The organism is Poriferisphaera sp. WC338 (assembly GCF_050931845.1).
Taxonomy (GTDB): Bacteria; Planctomycetota; Phycisphaerae; order Phycisphaerales; family Phycisphaeraceae; genus Poriferisphaera.
The window spans coordinates 210,698-231,152 of sequence record NZ_CP194516.1; the positions used below are offsets into that span (position 1 = coordinate 210,698).

Consider the following 20,455-nt stretch of genomic DNA (forward strand, 5'->3'; position numbering starts at 1 on the left):
GGTTTAAAAGTCAAGTACGAGTGCAGCATAGTATTGCAGGTCGTTGTTGTTCGTGTCCGTACCATCGGTTTGTGAGTTGTACTCGTGAAGTAGGCCGAGCTTAAGTGATAGGCCGCGAGCAGAATCCATTTTGATTTTCCATTCAGCATTACTGACAATGCGGTAAATGCTCATGGGGTCTTCAAAGCTTGGGAAGTATTGTGAGCCAGCAGTCAATGAGTTGTGATCGTTGATATTCCATTCGCCGCTGATGCCCATGTTGGCTTCAGGGACAAATTTCTTGTCGACATCGCCAAAGTTATAAGCAAAGCCAGCACCGAATGTACTGCGGAGTTTGAAATCATCAGTGTCATAGAACTGATAACCGAGGCCGCCGCTGGGTGAGACGCGATGTTCATAGGCTTGGAAGTTGTCGTAGTCGTAGCGGCCTTGCGCGAAAATAAACCACGGTGAATCAATGAACTTCCAGTCTCGTACGAGTTGAGCGTAAGCTTGGTTTTTGGTTTCCTTGCCATCTGCTTCAGAGTAGAACAAAGCGCTGGAGAAATCCCATCGTTTGAGGTCATTTTCGAACTTGGCATTGGCACCAATATTGATGTCAGTCGTTTCAGAGTTGCCTGCTGATCCTGAGACACCTGCTTGAAGGCTCTTTTCCCAGCCACGCAGGAAATTAGTGCCGAGTACGCCGGGGATGACGTCTTCAACCACAGGTTCTTCTGGCGGTGTTGGCTCAGCAACGGGTTCAGGTTTCGCTTCAGACGCAGGTTCAGTTGGAGCATCTGGATTCAATACCGCATCAAGATTGGTTACTTGCGTTTTGAGGATGCGCACCTGGCCGATGACGGGATGGTTGATGACGATATGTTCTTCGGTAACTTCAAGAACCTCACCATTGATGGTGTCACCGTTACTCAGTTGGACACTGGCGGCATTTGTGGCGGTAGATATGCACAACGCAAGACTTGCGGCAAGGCAGATATTCCCAAATTTCATGATCGACCCTCAAGCAGAATGGTTAAAACCGTTTACAACAACATCACTTTATAAATGAGTTTGAGAACGCAATCAAATAACCACTCCGATTTTTGCTGAAACCCGAAGCCGTTGTGGTCACATGTGGCATATTATCGGTAGTTTAGGCAGGCTTGCCTGCAGTGCGGATATTTTCGATGAGCCAGCGAGGGCTTATCTCGTTGGTCGTGAGATTGGGGTTGGCGTGCTTGATGGCTGCGGCAATGAGTCCCATGAACATTGGCTGTGGATTGAGTGGGCGGCTTGTGAGCTCAGGATGGAACTGGGCGCCGATGAAATATGGATGCACGTCGAGTGGCAGTTCAAGGAACTGCATGATGGGTTGCTCTGGGTGGCGACCAGAGAAGATAAGACCTTTCGCTTCGAGTTTTTCGATGTAGTTGGGATCGACTTCGTAGCGATGACGGAATCGTTCGCGAACGGTGAAGCCGTTTGCATGTGGTTGATGTGTGTAGTGGTCGCCGTAGAGTTTTGCGGCCAGTGTGTTCTCTTTAATAAGTACGTCTTTACCACCGAGTCGCATGTTGCCGCCGAGACCTTCAATCTTTTTCTGCTCTGGCAGAATGTCGATGACGGGGAACTCGGATTCCTGGTCGAATTCGGTTGAAGCTGCTGAGGACATGCCGCACACATTTCTTGCATGTTCGACGACAGCCATTTGGAAGCCGAGGCAGATGCCGAGGTAAGGCACTTTGTTTTCACGGCAATATTTCACGCATGCAATTTTCGATTCAGTGCCACGGTGGCCGAACCCGCCGGGAACAACGATGGCATTGAATGAATCAATCGCGGCAGGGATCTGCTCGGGGGCAATCTGTGTAGTGTCAAACCAATCAACATCAATATCAACGTTCAGGTGTGTGCCGCAGTGTTCGATAGCTTTGTCAATGGAAGCGTAAGCGTCACGGAGCGAAGCGTATTTGCCGGTGATACCGAGTTTGACTTTGTGTTTGCGTTTTGTGGTGAGCATCTTGACGTATTGACGCCAACTCACGCGTGACTTGTCTTCGTGCACAGCATCAACACGGTCATGCAACTTAAGAATGCTTAGTACTTCACGATCGAGTCCACCTTCGCGCATGGAATCAGGGATGGTATAGATCGATGAGCGGTCGTGCATGGAGAAGACACGCTTAATGGGCACATTGGAGAACATGGCGATCTTCTGGCAGGCGGTGGCCTCGACGGGGCTTTGCGCGCGGACGGCAATCATGTCCGGTTGGATGCCGGCCTCCATAAGTTTTTTCAGGCCGAGCTGCGCAGGTTTGGATTTCTGTTCGCCAAGGGCAGGGGGTTCGATGACATAAGTGAGCGCGACGAATGCGACAGAGCGTTCGCCTTCTTCAAAGGCAAGTTCGCGGAGTGCTTCGATGTAGAAAGAGTTTTCGTAATCACCGACGGTTCCGCCGACTTCGATGAAGACCACATCGGCTTGTTGCTTGAGTGCGAGTTCACGTAGGCGGTATTTCACTTCGCCGGTGACGTGGGGGATCATCTGGACATCGCGGCCGAGGTATCCGCCAGAGCGCTCACGATCGAGAACGGTACGGTAGATTTGGCCGGAGGTGGTGTAGTTGTCGCGGGTGAGGTTTTGGTCGAGCATGCGCTCATAGGTGCCGAGGTCCATGTCGGTTTCGAGGCCGTCATCGAGGACGAAGACTTCGCCGTGGCGGTAAGGGTTGAGCGTGCCGGAGTCGATGTTGAGGTAGCCCTCCATTTTGATGGGGGCAATGGTGAGGCCTTTGTCTTTCAGAAGTTTGGCAAGAGAGGAAGAGAAGATCCCTTTGCCGAGCCCGCTCATGACTGTACCGAGGACGACCACGTATTTGTGGCGGCCTTTGATATAGCCTTCGGGGATCGGATTGAAAAACTCAGACTCCTGTGTTTGGTGTCCGGCTTTCGAGAGAAGTTCCTGCGTTGTATCGTTGTTTTCTTTGGAGGGCATGTCCTACCGTACCGCGTTTGTGATCGTGTTTCAACTTAGCATGTGGCGAGGAAGGAGATGTTGAAAATGCTACTGCCACCGGATCAATCATTTATGTCAATTTAGACAATTTTCACATGCTCTTAGAAATTGTCACGCACCAGGGAATAATCGACGTGCTTACACGATTTCACTTGTGAACAATTCGCCTCTTTGCAGCTGAGTTGGCCGTTCGGCCATTCGTCCCTACATGCAAGCAGCACCTAGATTGATCCTATTTTTCTGCTGCTTTTCGCATTTACTGCTGCTCTATCAGCCCATATGCAGGTCGTGCTGTACCCGCAAGCCGGTCATGTTTCCGGTGCGCGATCTCCTCGCCTATTCCCCTGGCTTCATACGGATGAGCCAGTGGTGTTGTCACCCTTTTCATTTTTATATTTACAGGAGACGTATTCATGTCCACATTTTTCACACACATCAGATCACGTGCTGCACTTTTCACCACAGCTGCTGCTGCGGTTTTATCCACAGGTTTTGTTGTGCAGCAAGTACAGGCTTCGGGTATTCAGGTCACGATCGAAAACATTGCACAGGACGATGGTTTTTTTCTCACGCCGCTCTGGGTCGGATTTCACGACGGTAGCTTCGATGTCTATGACACGGGGACGACAGCTACACGCGGGCTGGAACGCCTCGCTGAAGATGGCAATACCGCAGTACTTAGCAGTGAGTTCGATGCAATTGTTACACGAGGTGCGGGTGGCATTGATGATGTAATCGCGAACGGTGGTCCGATTGCGCCCGGCACATCCGCATCAAAAACGTTTAACAATCTTGATGCCGCGACTAATCGTTATTTCAGTTATGTTTCGATGGTCATCCCCAGCAATGATGCGTTTATCGCGAGTGGGAACCCGGTTGATCATGCGATCTTTGATGCGAGCGGAAACTTTGCAGGTCCGTTTGAGATTTTGATCTTCGGCTCAAACATTCTCGACGCTGGTACGGAAGCCAATGACGAATTTGGTGTGGCGTTTCTGACTGGACTCGGTGGTCAAACCGGGCCAGATCAAGGCACAGCCACGCCCAACAGTGTCGTGAGTGCGCACACCGGTTTGGATCTTACGGGCAACATCATCGGCGGCACAACCGCAGCGGGCACGACGATCTCTGCTGATGCAGCATCACTTATTGGCAGCAATCAATTGCTTGCGCGCATTACCGTGAGTCAATTGCCAGAGCCAACGTCATTGATCTTGCTCGGGGCGAGCGGCTTGGTTGCACTGGGGCGTCGTCGGAAGCAACAAGTCTGATTTGCATTTGAAATTTCTACCCAACAGCACCTGTAGCGCCGTGTGTTGCAGGTGTTTTTATGCGCTGAGTGGGGGCAGGGATTACGTCATTCGGCGGACAAAGTCTTCATACTGGCCGGGTGTGTCGATACCGTGGTGTTTGACGACGGTTTTGATGACTGCGATAGGATAGCCATGCTCAAGGGCACGGAGCTGTTCGAGGCGTTCGCTTTTTTCGCAAGGCGTTGCTTCGAGGGTGACATATTCGAGCAAGAAATCAGGGCGATAAGCATACAAGCCTGGATGCTTTAATGGTGTGACTGCATCTTTGCCCACACGTGCATAGGGGATCATGGATCGCGAGAAGTACATCGCATGCCCCTTCTGGTTCACGATGAGTTTGACGATATTAGGGTTGGCCGGGTCTTCGTTTTCAGCGAAGTCACTGGCGAGAGTGGCCATGGGGGCTACAGGATCATTGGCGAGGCCATCAATGAGTTCATCGATGACCGTGGGTTCAATCTCGGGTTCGTCGCCTTGAACGTTGGCGATGATGGTGTCGGTAGGGAGAGGGCCGCCGTTTTCTTCGATAAGTTTTTCGACAACTTCCGCGATGCGGCTTGTGCCGTTGGGATGATCGTTACGAGTCATGATGACATCGCCGCCGAAATTTCTGACCGCATTGGCGATGCGCTCATCGTCAGTGGCGACAATGATGCGTCCGACTCGATTGGCTTTCTGGACTTGCTCGACGACGTGTTGAATGAGCGGCTTGCCGGTTTTGTCGGCCAATGGTTTGCCCGGAAACCGTTTGGAATCATATCTTGCGGGAATCACGGCAATGGCTTGGGGGGGCATGGGGTGGCCTTTCTCGAAAAACGGGTCTTGAAAAACCCACGCCGAAAAGCGTGGGCTTGACATGAATGCTATTTTCTATGCGCCGCGTGGTGCCGTCAATTATGCATCACGATATACCAGCGGTTTTATCCGTTGTTTTTGGCACTATTGACCTTGTCACGCAGTTTGTTCATGCGGTCTTTGATGTCTTTGTAGTTGATGTTGTTCTGTAGGATTTTGGAGCCGATCTTTGATGCTTCTTCTAGCTGTTCGAGATTGTTGTTGTTCTCGCCTGCTTTTTCTAGGGATCCCATCAACAGATAATTGAGCGCCATCGCGATTTTGTCATCCGGCACCTTGTGGGCCTCAATCCCAGTGCGGAGGGTGTCGATCGCCTCATCCATCCATCCTTTGTGCAGGTAGCAATCGCCAAGGAAGTAATGCGACATGGCTCGGTGTTTCGGGTCTTGTTTAGCTTGCTGGAATGTACCGATTGCTTCGTCGAGCATGCCGGATTCATGCTGCCGGCGACCGAGTTCGTACTTCATCGCTAAGTCGGTTGGATAGTTCTTCACACGTTCATCAAACTCTTTGAGCTCGAATGCAAGCTGCGTTTTACGTGCTTCTTTATATTGTAGCTTGAGCGGTTCGCTATCCGGCTTCTTCTTCAGTTCCTCACGGATACTGCGCATGTTGCGATTCATTTGTTTGATCTGAATATCGCCGACGCGCATCTTGTAGCGGTACTGCCCGTTTTCTTCCCATGTCTGGGTGAGCAACTGTATCGCTTCGTTTTCGGTTTCGTTGTCTTCCTTTTTCAGAAGCGTTTCGACAAACTTCATGCGCTTGTCCAGATCTTCCGGGTCTTCTTCATAGTCGGCGCGGCGGTTTGCGATCATCTCATCAACCGCACTTTCGGTGCGAACGCTTGCATCTTCCAGTTCCAGTTCGCGTTGTTCGTCTGCGTCTTTGATATTGCCGCGGAAGTCTTCACTTTCCGTGCTGGCCATGTTGTATTTGGCAGCATCAAGACTCTTGAGTTCAGCGCGGAGATTGGTGTCGTTCGGTGATAGTCGATTCATGCGTTTGCAAGCTTCGAAGGCTTGGTCATACATGCCGATTTCTTGGAAGAGATTGCAAACCTTACGGTAGTACTTGAACTGCTGTTTGTCTTTGTACTGAGTAGCGTATTCAAGGACTAAGCTGCCGAGCCAGTTGGCGATCTCGCCGATATGGATAGTGACTTCGCCGTTTTCCTCGGCTTCAGCGGCTTTCTCAAATTCCTTGTCTGCATCGACGGCGTGGTCCATCGCGTCAAGCAATAGCTCGCAGTTGAAGAGATCTTTGGCCCAGAGCTTTTCGGCTTGTAGCATCTTGTCAATATTGCTGGGGCCGATGCTTTTCATTTTTTCACTGAAACCTGCGGGTTTGCCGCCGCCGACTTTGCGCCGTTTGGCAACCTCGTATAACTCTTCATGCATGGTGAGGTTGTCGGGGTCATGCCGTAGCCCACTGATAAACATTTCGACAGCGCCGTCGTAGTTGCGTGAGTCCGCATACGTGCTGGCATGATCGAAAAACTTCCGCGCGTTGCGCAGATTGGGTTTGAATTCTTTAGATCCGCTACTTTTACCGAATAGTGCCAAAACTAAGCCTCGCTCCAATGTCTGTTCTTGCAGAGATTGTTTGTCTTTGCAGCTTCAGGCAAATTGAATCTGTGTCATGATAAGCGTGGGGCTCACGTCGAGCATCGGCTATGATGCCGTCTGGGAGTTTCCGCGTCTTGCGTATCAATCAAGATCAATTTTCACGCATGGTGGCCGATCAAAAACGGAAGATGCTCAGATCGCTGTGAAGCTGTTCCCATGCGGTTTCCGTCAGTGAAGGCAGATATTAATTTTAACTCATTTCCTCATAAAGGTGTAGGTTTCCCCGCCCTGATTCGTATGCCAGCATGTTTTGTTCGGCATCTTCCGTATAGCTTGCCTAGATTCCGCGCGATCTTGTTCGTGATATAGGTGCTAAATCCATGTGGGATCGTGGTCTGTGGGGCGGTCTTGCCCTTGAGGGGGTCCGGCATTATCGTGACGTTGATTGGTGTCCACTTTTTCCTAACTTTTTTGCTTTCAGACAGGTGTGAATCAAATGACCAATATCGCAATCTCCGGCGCCGCCGGCCGCATGGGACAACGACTCGTCGCTCTCGGGCATGAAGACCCGGACCTTTCTGTGGTGGCTGGCATCGACGCACCGGCCAGTCCGAGCCTCGGCAAGGACCTCGGTGTCCTCGTTCACACGGGGGCTATTGGTATTCCCCTCACTGACCATCTACCGGAATCCTGTGCACCGGATGCGATCATTGATTTTTCCGTGCCGGCTGCGATGCGGAACATCATCGAAGTGGCCCGCACCCGGCGTATCCCGTTGGTCATTGGCACGACTGGCCTTGTCCCGGAGGATCAAACCCTGATCGATAATGCCGCGAAGGAAATCCCGGTCCTCTACGCCTCGAACTTTTCGCTTGTTGTGAACGTGCTCAATTTGCTTTCCGCCAAGGCCGCCCAACTTCTCGGTCCGGACTACGACATCGAGATCGTCGAAGCACATCATCGTTTCAAAAAAGATGCGCCCTCCGGCACTGCCCTCACCCTTGCTCAACACATCTGTGATGCGACCGATCGTGATTTTGAGCAGGATGTAGTTCTCCAGCGACACGGTGATGACTGCCAACGCCAACCCAATGAGATCACCGTGCAAGCGATCCGTATCGGCGACCATCCCGGCGAGCATACCGCGTACTTTGCCACACTCGGTGAGCGGCTTGAACTCAAGCACGTCTCAACATCGCGCGATTCGTATGTGCTTGGCGCATTACGAGCTGCGAAGTGGCTTCGTGACAAACCTGCTGGCCGATACGACATGCGATCTGTGCTTGGGCTTGATGATTGATTTTGGTGTTGTATGAAAAGTATTATGAGAAGCACATGCTATGGGCGGTGCTTTTTTTTACGTTGAGATCTTTGATGCGCTCTTAAAAATCTTTTTCGTCTGGAATTTGTGTGAAGGAGATGCGCGTGGGGGCGGAGTTGATTCCTTCATGCATTGCTGCGAAATAGAGCGTGTGATTACCATACTTTTCGTCGATCTTGTCCATGGTAGCTGATAAGCGATTACGTTTGTTTTGATCTTCAAATAAAGGTAAAGACGTGCTTTGGCTGTTAGTTAGATCCGTAAGTTGGACAGAAACTTTGAACGGTCGGCCTGTCGAGCGCGACGGCCATGCACGATTGAATGCTTCGAGCATTGTTAGTGTGTCACAGCAAGTTCCTAGTGGCAGCCTCACCTCCCAACGCGGCTCTTCCAAGTAATAGATCGATACCATCATATGACCGGCGGTATATTCGATGCGACGCAAACGCATGGCGGCTTTATGAATCAAGCGTACTAAGACCGTATGCGCGCCGGCGACTGTGCGCTCCGCTGGTGGAAGTACATGTGAATGTCCGACGGTTCGTCGATGTGTTGGGGCAGGGGGCAGGTCGTAACCGTGCAGTTGGTTCCACCAGATTGTGCCAAGGACTTTGCTGCCCCAGATAGAGGCCAGTTTTTTCTCTGAGAGAGCCAGCAGATCTTGGATAGTATAGATACGATTTGCGGTGAGTCTGCGGTGCATGCCTTTGCCGATGCCGGGCAGATCAATGAGCTTAAATTTATCGAGTTTATCAAGCAGATCTTGCCGCGTGATGATTGTTAGGCCGTCAGGTTTTTGATAGTTGGTGGCGACTTTGGCGAGCCAAATATTCGGTGCGATGCCGATGGAGCAGCGGATGTACTGGCCAATGTCGTGTGTGATGCGAGCTTTGATGCGGTAGCCAAGTTGGGTTGCGTTGGTTTGATCGCGTTCGTCACCGAGCAGCTTGCCATGCATCTCATCGATGGAGCAGACCTGATCGATGTGGAAGCACGATTCGACCGCCTCGACAATCCGGTGATGGTATTCGACGTAAAGTTTGGGGCGAGATTCGATGAGTTGAATAGCTGGGCAATTTAGCTTTGCTTCGCGGACGGACGTGCCGGTACGGATGCCAAACGCCTTCGCCTCATAGCTTGCGGCAATACAGCAAGTCGTATCCACAATTGACGGCAGCACCGCAATCGGTTTTCCACGCAGACGTGGCTGCTCCTGCTGCTCCACCGAGGCGAAGAAGCTGTTCATGTCGACGAAAAGGTAACGGAGTTGATGGCTCATATTCGGTCGCAATGCTAAGGCAATCGGATACCGAACATTATCCAAACAAAATAGCAATGTCAAGGAAAGATTGAGGTTATGAGGGTGGCTTAGTGTCAGGAGAGTTGTCAGCCGGGTTGTAAGAGGCATATGCGGGTGAGTGTGCATAGTGGATTCATTTGACGAGCAGGGGGGGGATCGTCGTATGATGGGGCAGCTACCAGTCTTACGCTCCTTTCCCACAGGCTCTGATTCGCAATATGATTTACATCTGCCTCCTTTTTATCGTGGTATCGTTTCTCATCAATCTGCCATTGACGATGATTATCCGGAATGCCTCCACGCGTGCAGGGCTTCTCGATCAGGTTGGCGAGGAAGCGCACAAGAGGCATGAAAATCCGGTTCCCAACACCGGCGGCATCGGTATCTTCTGGGCCATCGCCATCCCGATGTTGTTGATCATGTTTCTTGTGCTAGTTATCCCAGAATCGATTTTCCAGAAGTTCCTTCCGGATGTTGTGCCACATCTCCCGGGGCTGCGTGACCGTATCCCGATGGGTGGTGGGATTCTCGGCTCGCTTGCGGTATTGCATTTCATGGGGTTGTTCGATGACCGTCGAGCGCTCGGCCCGTTCATTAAACTTATCGTGCAGATCGGCGTTTCCGCGGCGCTTGTTATTTTTGCACAGATGCGCATCCTTGAATTTCTCGATACCGCCATTCCTACGGGTTATGCGCTTTCTGTGCTTGTCTCGATTCTTTGGTTTGTGATCATCATCAATGCCTTCAATATGCTTGACAACATGGACGGACTTTCGGGCGGTGTTGCTGCAGTTATTGCAGCACTCTTCCTCGCCTCGACGATCATCGGTGGCCAATGGTTCGTTGCTTCACTTGCTGCGATGTTGCTTGGCGCACTGATCGCTTTTCTTTGTTTCAATTTTCCACCAGCTAAAATTTTCATGGGAGATGGCGGATCACTAGTTATTGGTGCGTTGATTGCGGTTCTTTCAGTTCGCACGACCTACTTTGATTCCAATGCTGCTGGTATCACGCCACCTGGACATTGGTATGGTGTACTCATGCCACTGATGGTGCTTGCTATCCCGCTTTATGACTTCATCTCTGTGACATTGATCCGTCTTGCGCAGGGGCGCTCGCCTTTTGCTGGCGACCATCAGCATTTCTCACATCGTTTGGTGCGTAAAGGGCTTTCTCGCCGTGCGGCGGTGTTTGTCATCTGGCTTTGCACGCTCTGTACCGGACTTTCTGGTGTGATGCTTGGCACACTCGACAAATGGCAAGCCGTTCTTGCCGCACTAAACACACTAGCCGTGGTGATCCTGCTTGCGATCCTTGAGCACACGGCACCACAGAAAGAAAAGGAAAGCGTCTAACGCACGGTTAAACACTTGTGATGATGTTGCAAATGAAAATCAAGCGCGCACGTGTCACGGTACGACGGTGATGGTTCCTGTGACAGATTCTTGCCATTCGCCAAATGAACCAACCATGTCGGCAGGGTCGATATTCTCCATATGCTCCCAACCATCTTCATCGGTGGAGAGCCCCCAGCCCGCGCCAACATCAAAAACGACCAGCCGTGAAGTGATGACTACTTGACGCTTTCCTTTAGCCAGTTTGTGATTCTTCAGTTTCAATTTGGCATGATGTTTAACAAGCCGCAGCACCTCAACTTCAATCAATTGCCCATCAATACTGACGCTTTCAATCACGGGAACCATACGCAGCAACGATTGAAAATCATAGAATTGTTGGTAATCAAAATATACGTCGACAATGAGGTTAGCATCACTGTCGTAGTAACTGTTCATGCTATCCGCATTCCATTGGCCAGCCCACCATACCTTTGCGATTTCAAATAACTTTGCATTAGATAACGTGCCATGATCTCGGCTGTTTTTAACAAACTCCGTAATGTAATGTTCGGGAAGACGGAAACGCTGTGCCTGGCCAGTTGCTTTGATTGCGGCAATAATTTCTACGGCCGCAAGATCAACTTCTGTTTGATCAAGTTGCCCATTCTTTGCACGATCTTTTAATTGTTGCCAAAGCTGATAATCTTGAAAATTAGTTTGAATCGCATTGATTAGTTCGGCATCTTCTACGATGCGAAAGCGATAGCTCCCACCACTCGAAGCCATCTGTATATGCCGAAGATACCCATAGGCAATCATGCCGCCCCACGGCAAAATCGCCAGTAGGATTGCCATGATGATCAACTGTTTGTTGAAACCTTTGCCGATACGGTAACCGCGTTCTTTACCTAGTTTTTGGCCGCATTTTCCGTCATTCCCATTGCATACGTCCCCATCCTCGGGCCAGCGCATCGATAAATCTTCACCACATTTTTTACAATGTACTTTGCCCCATCGCCGTTTGCCGCGAAATCCCAGCCATAAAAGAACCAGTACACCGATCATTGTCGGGCCGTAGCCAATAGGCAGCCACATCTTCACTTGTTGCCATTCAAACCATGCCATCATATATCTCTATTTAGCGCTTAGGCGGTCTAATCGTCGGAGTTTCACATCATAAAACGGAATTTCACCTTCCCAAACCTTGGTTGTTTGATGCCGATCACGCCGAGGTTCGGCATCGCCATAAACTATCAGATCAATCTGCTCACCGTCCCAATCTTGCCAAAGCAATTCATCCATCTCTAATTCATAACCCCAGCCAAGATCACTTGCGATCTTCCGCATGGATAGCCATTTATCTTGAAGTTTAACTTTAACACCAAGCATCACGTCTACCCCATCTTGTGATTCCCACCAATTTCCCCCTTCTAAAACCAATTGCAGATAACGCGTGCCTTTTTTCTTTCGTACTTGTGCAAATAGCACATTCATTTCTTTGCGTAGCTGCTTGCTGATTCCTTCATGTGGCACAAGTTCAATAAACGCATTTGTTGGTGTTGCCGCATCAAAAACTTCGACTTCAAGACTGAGTGTGCCCGACTCTTCCCACAGGCCGGAGCTTGGCCAGTCTTCTCGCTTGCGGATTTGAGAAGATGATCCATCTCCTTCAACCAGCATGCGATCATAATCAATCTCAAGCGTGTGCATACCTGCGGGTAACAAAGTTGTGAAACGCAGGTAGAGACCATGTTGTCCTCGCGAAAGTCGAACGCCTTCATCTACACCGCTGTAATATAAATTGATTTTCTTTCCATTCACACGTATTTCATGAATCGCGAGCTCTTCCTCCAAGCCAAGTGGTCGTGCATGCCAATCTTCAATCCCCTTTAGTCTAAAACTTTGCCGCTCTATATTGAAAAGGCGATTGTCTTGTATGAAATCTGGCGTGCCACCACAGAAGCGCGATAAGAGTTCACTCTGTTCATGCCCACCATAGGCTTTTTCTAAAATTAACTTCATACAGCTACCAGCGGTGTTTTGGCGTGAGATGAACTTTTCATTTTCAATGGCGTGCGTTAATTGATTTGTAAAAGCCCGCATTTGCTCACGGCTGAGCTCGTTGTTTTGCAATCGACTTTCAAGCTCTTGCCAGCCGTTATAGGCACTGCCGGTTTGAATCGTGAGCAAGATATAGTTGCAGAGCCGTTGGTTAGAAATCACACGAACATCCGACCAGTTCAATTGGTCTAGTGGTTTGAATTTGGCAGAAAAATATTGCTGAAAATAATTGATCCCGATAGGGAGCGAAGGAGTTAGCGCGACGATCAGTACTGCAATGCCAAGTAACCCCCAACTAAACTTGCCGGTCGCAAAATGTAATCCTTTTTTGTCTTTGAGATCGCGGCCACACTCTGGGCATTTTCCAGCAACATGTTTATCCCCGGTTTTTGCGTCGATTTTCATCTGACCCCGCACGTCGTAGCCACATCCTGCACACCGCGGTCCGCTCCAACGCACTTTGCCTCGCCAAGCGGTTACAAAAAGAAACACTACTGCAAGGCCATTACCTAGCAGAAAAGTCGCCATCATGAGTAGATTAATGACCACCATCCACGACTGATTCACTGGGGGATTCATTACACTTCTTCCTTCAGCACGGCTAACAGCAGCCCAAGTTTATCATGCCTTTGTATATATAAGGCGTAATAAACTATGAAACTTTTCATTTAGATACTCATAAAATCGACGTATAAAAAAACCGCCGACCATTTGGTCGGCGGCTGCTATATGCAAATTGCGATCGACTTTACTGATTGATCAGCGATTCGCCGATGTTGAAGGTCTCAGCAGACTGATTCAAGCCTGGGAAAAGCAGGTCTTCCTGTTCGCTTTGGATGATGATTGATGGCTTGATCAAGATCAGCAGCGTACGTTCATCCTTAACCGTGGAACTGTTGGTGAACAGACGGTTGAGGAATGGGATCTTAGAAAGAACTGGTACGCCAGCTTCGATTTCAACTTCTTCGACCAAACGTTGGCCACCTACGAGGATCGTTCCACCGTCTGGCACGCTCACTGTGGCGCGAACCTTGGTGATTTCCAGTTCAGGAAGCTCGATCGCTGCACTGAATGTTGTATCAGTACCAGGTGTACCGCCATTATTGTCATCGCCACCAGTGCTAGTTGTACCGATCACTTCAAAGGTACGGAATGGCAACTGTGTGCGGCTCATACTTGGACGAAGTGTCAGCGTCACATAGCGGCGATCTGCCGAAACGGTGCCTTGCACGTCAAGAACAGAACCGGCAATGAGCACGTCCGTGGTGATACGGAAACCGGCTGCATCTGGAACGGGTTCAAGTTCAGAGATATAGGCAATCTCGCGAGCCACCATGGTGTAAGCACGTTGACCGTTGAAGAAGGTAACGCGTGGAGCGGTCAGCGAGATGGATCGCTGATTCGCTTGTGTTGCCTGAACCAGCAGGTTGACTTCAAGGTCGTCAATGTATGACAGGCCAAGATTCAAACTGCGGAGCGTTTGAGGCACAAAGCCTGAGCCAGGTGTAAAGGTGCCAGGGCCCTGTGGTGGGCTTACATCTTTAAACTTCTGAGGAGTTAGCGATGTACTTGGACGGTTCGCAATGGACCAACTGTCTTGTGCAACAGAGATCGGGCCGAAACCGCCGCCGATGTTATTGATCTTCACGTCAAGGTCGACACCGACTTCTTCAAGGAAGTTGCGGTCAACAATAAGGAAGCGAGACTCAACTGAGATCTGAACCGCACGAGTTTCACGAAGCTGTGAAAGCAGGTCGCGGATCTGTTCATGGTTCTTCGGAGTGGTTTTAACCAAGAGTTGGCCGTTGAGTTCACGAAGGTTTGAGCTGTCTTCGCCACCTTCGAGCCATTCATCGTATGAACCGACAAGGTCTTGGATCAGTGTGGTGATTTCGGCGATCTTGTCTTCACGGGTGCGTTCATCTTCTTGGTTTTCGTTGTCATTTTCGTCGCCGAAGATGTTGTCGCCGCCGCCGCCACTTCCGCCGCCACTTCCGCCGCCACTTCCGCCGAGGCTTGAGATATCAAGCTCGGGTGCGTCGTCGAAGTTAGGGACTTCAACCAGCAGGTCACGAATATCGTACGTGTGGATTTCCATCGTACGTTGTAGGTCACTTTGGGTGGAGATCACGAGGATGCCGTTGATCACAGAGCTGGTCAATGGGTTGAACTCGTCGGAGAGCTGACGCAGGATCAGATTCAGCACTTCACTGGCAGGGATGTTATTCAGTTGAAGATCAACAGGTGTGTCGCGTTCGACATCTGCTTCTTCAAGAGCACGCCAGTTGACGTAGATGTCAGCAGAGGTCATCTTGCTGATGAAGTCGATCGCACGGCTGAACTGCCAGCTATCAAACTCAGCTTGGATCGGTGTCTTAAGGCGACGACGAACGTCGTTGTTCACCGCAGTGTCACCATCTGAATCGTCAAGATTGTTCAAGCGACGTTCAGTCAGTTGTGGCCAGTCTGGTGGGTACTGGATCAGCTTATTGGTTGGAATGGTTGCACGCAGGTTCTCAAGGCCTTCACGCGCTAAGTTCAGACGCTGATCACGGAAGGCTTGCTTGGCATCGACGAGCAACTGCACGTCTTCGATCATTTCCTTGTAACCCTGAGCGTGGAAGTTCTGTGGATCAAGGAAAAGTGCCTGATCCAGCAGATCCAATGCTTCCTGGTACTTCTGCTCATTGCGGAGAGCCATTGCACGGCGGATCAGAGAATTGACCTGCTGACGCTGCTCCATTTCAGCACGTGAACGGCTCTTCCGTTCGTCATGTGCCTGTTTGATACGGTTCGCTTGAAGCTGAGCCGCTTTATATTGCATGTCTTCTTGTTCGATTGCAGCAGAAAGCAGATCCGCATCACCACGCATTTGTGCGTAGTCAGAAGAAGAGATTGCAATACGTGCGTTGTCCAGTTCCTTCTTTGCGTTTGCAGCAGCATTACGTGCAGCTGGGAAATCTTTCTGGTTCTTCGAGGCTACAGCTTCGTTCAGGTAACGTTTGAACTGAGCCTTGGCTGCCTGTGCGCGGAGTTGACGCTCAAACTCATTGGCTTGGAACGCATTGCGTGGCTGCTTGACCTGCTGTGCAGCAAGTGCCAGAACGGCATCAGACTCAGCCTTGTATTGTGTGTTTGCTGGATCGTATTGCATTGCACTCTGGTACAGCTTCAGAGCAAGGTCGTATTGACCTTCATCCTTTGCAGCACGAGCTTTGAGTGCTTCACGTTGAGCGGCAGCAAGACGTGCTTGTTCGAGCAGGTCGTTGCTTGCAGCTTCTGGTGCTTCTTCAACAACTGCAGGTGCAGCTGATGCAACTTGAACTGCTTCAGCTTCTGCGGCTTCAGCGATAGCTTTGGCGGCAGCTTCTTCTTCTGCTTTAGCCAATGCCGCGGCTTCGGCGGCTGCCTTGGCGGCGGCTTCTTCTTCAGCTTTGGCAAGTGCAGCAGTCTCGGCTTCGGCCAATGCTTTTGCTTCAGCTTCAGCTTGTGCTTTGGCGAGTGCTTCAGCTTCAGCGGCCTGGGTAGCTTCAGCTTGAGCCTTGGCAAGTGCTTCGGCTTCTGCTTTCGCTTGAGCAGCGGCTTCATCGGCAGCGGCTTTGGCGAGTGTGGCTTCTTCAGCGGCCTGAGCGGCTGCGATGGCTTCTTGGCGTGAGCTGACAGCTTTGCTCAAGCTGTTGAGCTTATTGCCGTCAAACCAGCCAAGTTTCACGTTGCTGTTGGCAACAGCGTCCAAGCGTTGCTGAGCTTCAGCAAGATTGCCAGCTTTAAGATCAGCTTCGGCCAGCGACATTTGAAGGCGGGCATCAGTTACCGCAGCATTCATCTGGCGGTTGATCTGAGCCAAGCGGGCAGTGGCCTTCGCTTTCAAAGCAGTGTCAGCCGCTTCGTCAGCGAGAACCTGCTGATAAAGTGAGGCTGCTGCGGTTGCGTCGGCAGTTTCATCTGCTGAGGCCAGCAGTTCACCGGCACTTGGCGGAGCAACTTCAATGACTTCAGGAACATCCTGGACAGCCTCTTCTGAGACTGCTGCGGCTGCTTCTTCAGCGGGTGCTTCAGCTTGTGGTGCTGCTTCGCTGGCGATCTTGGCAACTTCAGCTTTGGCTTTTTCAGCCTTGGCTTTAGCTTTGGGAGCGGCCTTCAGATCGATCGCCTTCATCGATTCAAACAGCTTGACCCGTTGGGCCTTGTTTTCGAGCTGCATCGGATCGATCAGGCGGAACACCGAACGGGCTCCTTCAAGATCGCCAGATTCGAACTTGCCCATACCTTCAGCGTACAGTTCTGCAGCTGTGGGCTGAACAGCAGGTTCGTCGGCGGCATTAAGTAAGAGTGCTGAACCGGAGATGAGTCCAGTACAGACAACGGCAACGGAAAGGTGCTTACGGGTGAACAACGCGTAGCCTCCCAAGAGCTATGATAAGAACGTCAAACGTCTGTCGATGACGACGGTTCCCGCTGCCTGGCTGGCAACGGTTGTGTAGGTTTACAGCGTATACAACAAATCTGATTTCCCACCGATGACGCAGTCTAAATCACCCAAGCTCTGGCTGCAAGTGAATGTTGCGACCAGTATTGCGATCATTTTCTTTATCGGAGCCAGCCCAAAAAAATGCTTGATTTCACCCTTTTCCTGTGTTAGGCAAATCACGATCAAGTCGTACCACCCTCGTGCCTTTGGACTGTGGTGGTTGGGGAGCTGAAAAGCACTGATTTTCCAGTGATTTACCGAATCTGCAACGTTGCGGAAGGAGGTTGCCGGGTGTGTGAGATCATCCTGTCATTGTGATCAAAAGAAAAATTTATCGTATTTCGGCAGGCCACCACTCCCGGGTTGAATTTTTTATAAAAAAACCAAAAAATTCTCGTCCAGCAGCTTGCCTTCCACCCAGCGTCACGCCTGTCGCACTTGTCGCTTGGATGATGGATTCGGCCCAGCGAATTAGCAAACTAATTCCTATAATTGCAGATCCATTTTGGATGGCTTTGGGTGTTGTTAACTTGCCAGTCACGACTTGCTGTGTGAACTCTGGCTTTTGCACTTATTTTCCCCAATTGATGCTTTGCATAAGGGTTAAGCATGATCTGGCTCCGCCGTTCATACGGAATCAGGGTGGTCAGTGTGGTGGAGAGGAGACGCACTCGAGTTGGTCAATCCTGCCTGTTTGCCTCGGACGGCTACATTCGGGTATACTGCTTCGCTCGCTGCTGGTCGCTCCGTGATTCTGGTAGCGTAACGGTCTATCATTGAAGATAATCATCTGCGGGTACACCCGCTTTGCGACAAGAGGTGATCTCATGGCACATAAAAAGGGACAAGGCTCAACTAAGAACGGCCGCGACTCAAATCCACAATTTCGTGGCATCAAGCTCTACGGCGGTCAAGCAGCCAAAGCAGGCTCCATTATTGTCCGTCAGTGCGGCACCAAGTTTAAGCCCGGCTACCAGGTTGGTATGGGAACCGATTACACGCTCTTCGCATTGACCGAAGGTGTTGTCGAGTTCCAAGGCCGCAAGGTCCACATCCGCTCTGCTTCCTGATCGCATTAGCGTGATTGTTTGGAGATTGATCTTCAGGCGTCACAGGCAAACGGATTTATGTTTGATCTATCTGCAACGGGTTCCGTATTGGAGCCCGTTGTTCTTTTGTAAAATAACTTCGTAGTTTTCAGTCATAAACTTTTACCAACACCCCGGCAGTTCACACACCATGATCGTCGATACCGCAACCATCTTCGTAAAATCCGGCAAGGGCGGCGACGGCTGCAATTCATTCCGCAGGCTCAAGTACATCCCCAAGGGGGGCCCCGATGGTGGCGATGGCGGTGATGGCGGATCGGTAATTCTCCGTGCTTCCGATGAAGTTGAAACACTTCTCGATTTTGCAGGACGCCATCACTGGAAAGCTCAGCAAGGGCAGCAAGGCCTTGGCAAGCAAATGCACGGTAAGTCCGCGCCGGACCTGATCATCAATCTCCCCGCTGGTACGCTTGTCTACAACGATGTGACCGACGAACTGATTATTGATCTTGTTACTGTTGGTGACACCTACGTTATCGCCAAAGGCGGCAAGGGCGGCTTCGGCAATGAACACTTCAAATCACCGACGAATCAAACCCCCACCGAAACAACCCCCGGTGAGCCTGCCGAGGAATTCCATCTTCGTCTCGAACTGAAACTTATCGCGGACATCGGTCTCGTCGGCAAACCAAACGCAGGTAAGTCGACTTTTCTTTCTGCGGTTTCTGAAGCCACACCGAAGATTGCCGATTATCCGTTTACCACGCTCAAGCCGCAGCTTGGTATCGCTGAACTGACCGGTCATCGCCGTCTGGTTATCGCCGACATCCCGGGATTGATTGCTAATGCCCACAAAGGCTCCGGGCTCGGCATCCAGTTCCTTAAGCACATCGAACGTACGCGCATGGTGTTGCATTTTATTGAGATTGAGCCCACCGATAATACCGATCCGATTTCGAACTATCACACGATCCGTAACGAGCTTGTGTCTTATTCTGTGGAGATGGGCGCGAAGCCGGAGATCGTTGCACTGACCAAACTCGATCTGCTCGGTAGCGAAGAAGATCAACAAACCGCGGTCGATCTGATTGAAACAGAACTCGGCATCAAAGTCTTTCCGATTTCATCTGCCACACGGGCCGGCATTACTGAACTGCTCGATCATTGCTGGCAAACATTACGTGACACCAAAGCACCTGACATCAAGGGATGGGGGCGAGACGATGAAGTTCGTGAGATCGAGAATCGGAAAGCTTCAGAACAAGCTGCTATGCAAGATGAAGATGTTATTGATGACGAAGTCTAGTCAATAATTTAGTCTCTGAGCTTATGGGGATTTAAATCCTAGAATATCAAATACGTTTACACGATATCGCCCCCAGAACAGACAACTTGCTGTTTCAAGAAGCCGCGTCTTGAACGTTAGACGGTGATACTGTTTCTTCGGCAATTCTGGCAATGTCCGCGTGTCGCGCAGATGGAGTCGTCCTTCCATTTGTTCGATTTCTTCAATCTGTTTGACGGTCCACTTGAAAGATAGGCCGCTTTCACCATCCTCGGCTGTAATTAATTTTCCTGGTTTAACCAGTTTGCGATATAGTTCGGTTTGTGTATCAAATGCAATTCGGCTGCCATCAAATTCATCAGAAACAGTTTTAAAAATGCGGGTCACTTGATTTTTATCAAAATAAGGCAGAAGTCCTTCGATTACGATCATGTAAGGACCGCCAATTTTTTTCACTTGATCAATCCAACCATGCTCAAAGATTGAATCCTTGATGTTTGTAAGCCGTTCGTGAGGATCAATCAACTTCTCTCTTAATTGCATTAAATCTGGTAGATCCACGCAGACCCAATTAACCTCACCATTATCAATGCGATGAAAACGGGTACTTAAACCGCAGCCAATCTCGATGACGCAACCACGTGGATGCTCGCCAAGAAACTCAAGTACGAAATCATCGAGAAGCCGACCTCGCACAGACAGTCTGACTTGCAAGTACGGCATCACCCCTTTGGGCTCGATATGATAATCAAGCCGTTCCATGATCGCGGCCGACATCCGGTCTCGCAAGATTGGTTCTTCTTGCTGTTGCTCTATAGCTCTAGCCCATAAGGGTACGATCATTGTTTCCTGAATAGTGCCTAGCGAAACCTTTTCTTTGTCACCTTCTGCAACCAT

General features: G+C 50.4%; 14 protein-coding genes. 5 read left to right on the plus strand and 9 right to left on the minus strand.

What is annotated here, in order from left to right; all coding sequences use genetic code 11:
- Positions 1–3: 3 nt before the first annotated feature.
- Positions 4–993, minus strand: a complete 990-nt coding sequence (locus ACQ6WK_RS00885; RefSeq protein WP_432798856.1) for a DUF481 domain-containing protein — start codon at positions 991–993, stop codon at positions 4–6.
- 142 nt (positions 994–1,135) lie between these two features.
- Positions 1,136–2,977 carry a CTP synthase gene (locus ACQ6WK_RS00890; RefSeq protein ID WP_432798857.1) on the minus strand — a complete coding sequence of 614 codons (1,842 nt, stop codon included), beginning with the start codon at positions 2,975–2,977 and terminating at the stop codon, positions 1,136–1,138.
- 434 nt (positions 2,978–3,411) lie between these two features.
- On the opposite strand from ACQ6WK_RS00890, the gene ACQ6WK_RS00895 reads away from it, so the two are divergent.
- Positions 3,412–4,269, plus strand: a complete 858-nt coding sequence (locus ACQ6WK_RS00895) for a spondin domain-containing protein (RefSeq protein WP_432798858.1) — start codon at positions 3,412–3,414, stop codon at positions 4,267–4,269.
- 81 nt (positions 4,270–4,350) lie between these two features.
- Here ACQ6WK_RS00895 and kdsB read toward each other — a convergent pair whose 3' ends face one another.
- Positions 4,351–5,106 carry a 3-deoxy-manno-octulosonate cytidylyltransferase gene (gene kdsB, locus ACQ6WK_RS00900; RefSeq protein ID WP_432800358.1) on the minus strand — a complete coding sequence of 252 codons (756 nt, stop codon included), beginning with the start codon at positions 5,104–5,106 and terminating at the stop codon, positions 4,351–4,353.
- A 125-nt stretch (positions 5,107–5,231) separates the two neighbouring features.
- Positions 5,232–6,731, minus strand: coding sequence for a tetratricopeptide repeat protein (locus tag ACQ6WK_RS00905; protein WP_432798859.1), 1,500 nt, complete (start codon positions 6,729–6,731; stop codon positions 5,232–5,234).
- Positions 6,732–7,230: 499 nt separating this feature from the next.
- On the opposite strand from ACQ6WK_RS00905, the gene dapB reads away from it, so the two are divergent.
- Positions 7,231–8,034 (plus strand): 4-hydroxy-tetrahydrodipicolinate reductase, encoded by an 804-nt coding sequence (gene dapB, locus ACQ6WK_RS00910; RefSeq protein WP_432798860.1) that lies wholly within the window; start codon positions 7,231–7,233, stop codon positions 8,032–8,034.
- 82 nt (positions 8,035–8,116) lie between these two features.
- Here dapB and ACQ6WK_RS00915 read toward each other — a convergent pair whose 3' ends face one another.
- On the minus strand, positions 8,117–9,334 hold the full coding sequence (locus ACQ6WK_RS00915) for a DNA polymerase Y family protein (RefSeq protein WP_432798861.1): 1,218 nt from the start codon (positions 9,332–9,334) through the stop codon (positions 8,117–8,119).
- 239 nt (positions 9,335–9,573) lie between these two features.
- On the opposite strand from ACQ6WK_RS00915, the gene ACQ6WK_RS00920 reads away from it, so the two are divergent.
- Positions 9,574–10,710 carry an MraY family glycosyltransferase gene (locus ACQ6WK_RS00920; protein WP_432798862.1) on the plus strand — a complete coding sequence of 379 codons (1,137 nt, stop codon included), beginning with the start codon at positions 9,574–9,576 and terminating at the stop codon, positions 10,708–10,710.
- Between the two features lie 54 nt (positions 10,711–10,764).
- Here the strand turns inward: ACQ6WK_RS00920 and ACQ6WK_RS00925 are convergent, their stop codons facing one another.
- From ACQ6WK_RS00925 to ACQ6WK_RS00935, 3 genes are all read right to left on the minus strand, one after another.
- Positions 10,765–11,817, minus strand: coding sequence for a hypothetical protein (locus ACQ6WK_RS00925; protein WP_432798863.1), 1,053 nt, complete (start codon positions 11,815–11,817; stop codon positions 10,765–10,767).
- Positions 11,818–11,826: 9 nt separating this feature from the next.
- A complete protein-coding gene (locus ACQ6WK_RS00930) occupies positions 11,827–13,332 on the minus strand; it encodes a hypothetical protein (RefSeq protein WP_432798864.1) in 1,506 nt (501 codons plus the stop codon).
- A gap of 169 nt (positions 13,333–13,501) precedes the next feature.
- The gene (locus ACQ6WK_RS00935) at positions 13,502–17,149 is read right to left on the minus strand and encodes a hypothetical protein (RefSeq protein ID WP_432798865.1); all 3,648 of its coding nucleotides are present in this window, start codon (positions 17,147–17,149) and stop codon (positions 13,502–13,504) included.
- A gap of 902 nt (positions 17,150–18,051) precedes the next feature.
- Between ACQ6WK_RS00935 and rpmA the strand changes: the two genes are divergently transcribed.
- Positions 18,052–18,294, plus strand: coding sequence for a 50S ribosomal protein L27 (gene rpmA, locus ACQ6WK_RS00940; RefSeq protein WP_432798866.1), 243 nt, complete (start codon positions 18,052–18,054; stop codon positions 18,292–18,294).
- Between the two features lie 169 nt (positions 18,295–18,463).
- Positions 18,464–19,579 (plus strand): GTPase ObgE, encoded by a 1,116-nt coding sequence (obgE, locus tag ACQ6WK_RS00945; protein WP_432798867.1) that lies wholly within the window; start codon positions 18,464–18,466, stop codon positions 19,577–19,579.
- Between the two features lie 21 nt (positions 19,580–19,600).
- Here obgE and ACQ6WK_RS00950 read toward each other — a convergent pair whose 3' ends face one another.
- Positions 19,601–20,455: a class I SAM-dependent methyltransferase gene (locus ACQ6WK_RS00950; RefSeq protein ID WP_432798868.1), complete on the minus strand. Its 855-nt coding sequence runs from the start codon at positions 20,453–20,455 to the stop codon at positions 19,601–19,603.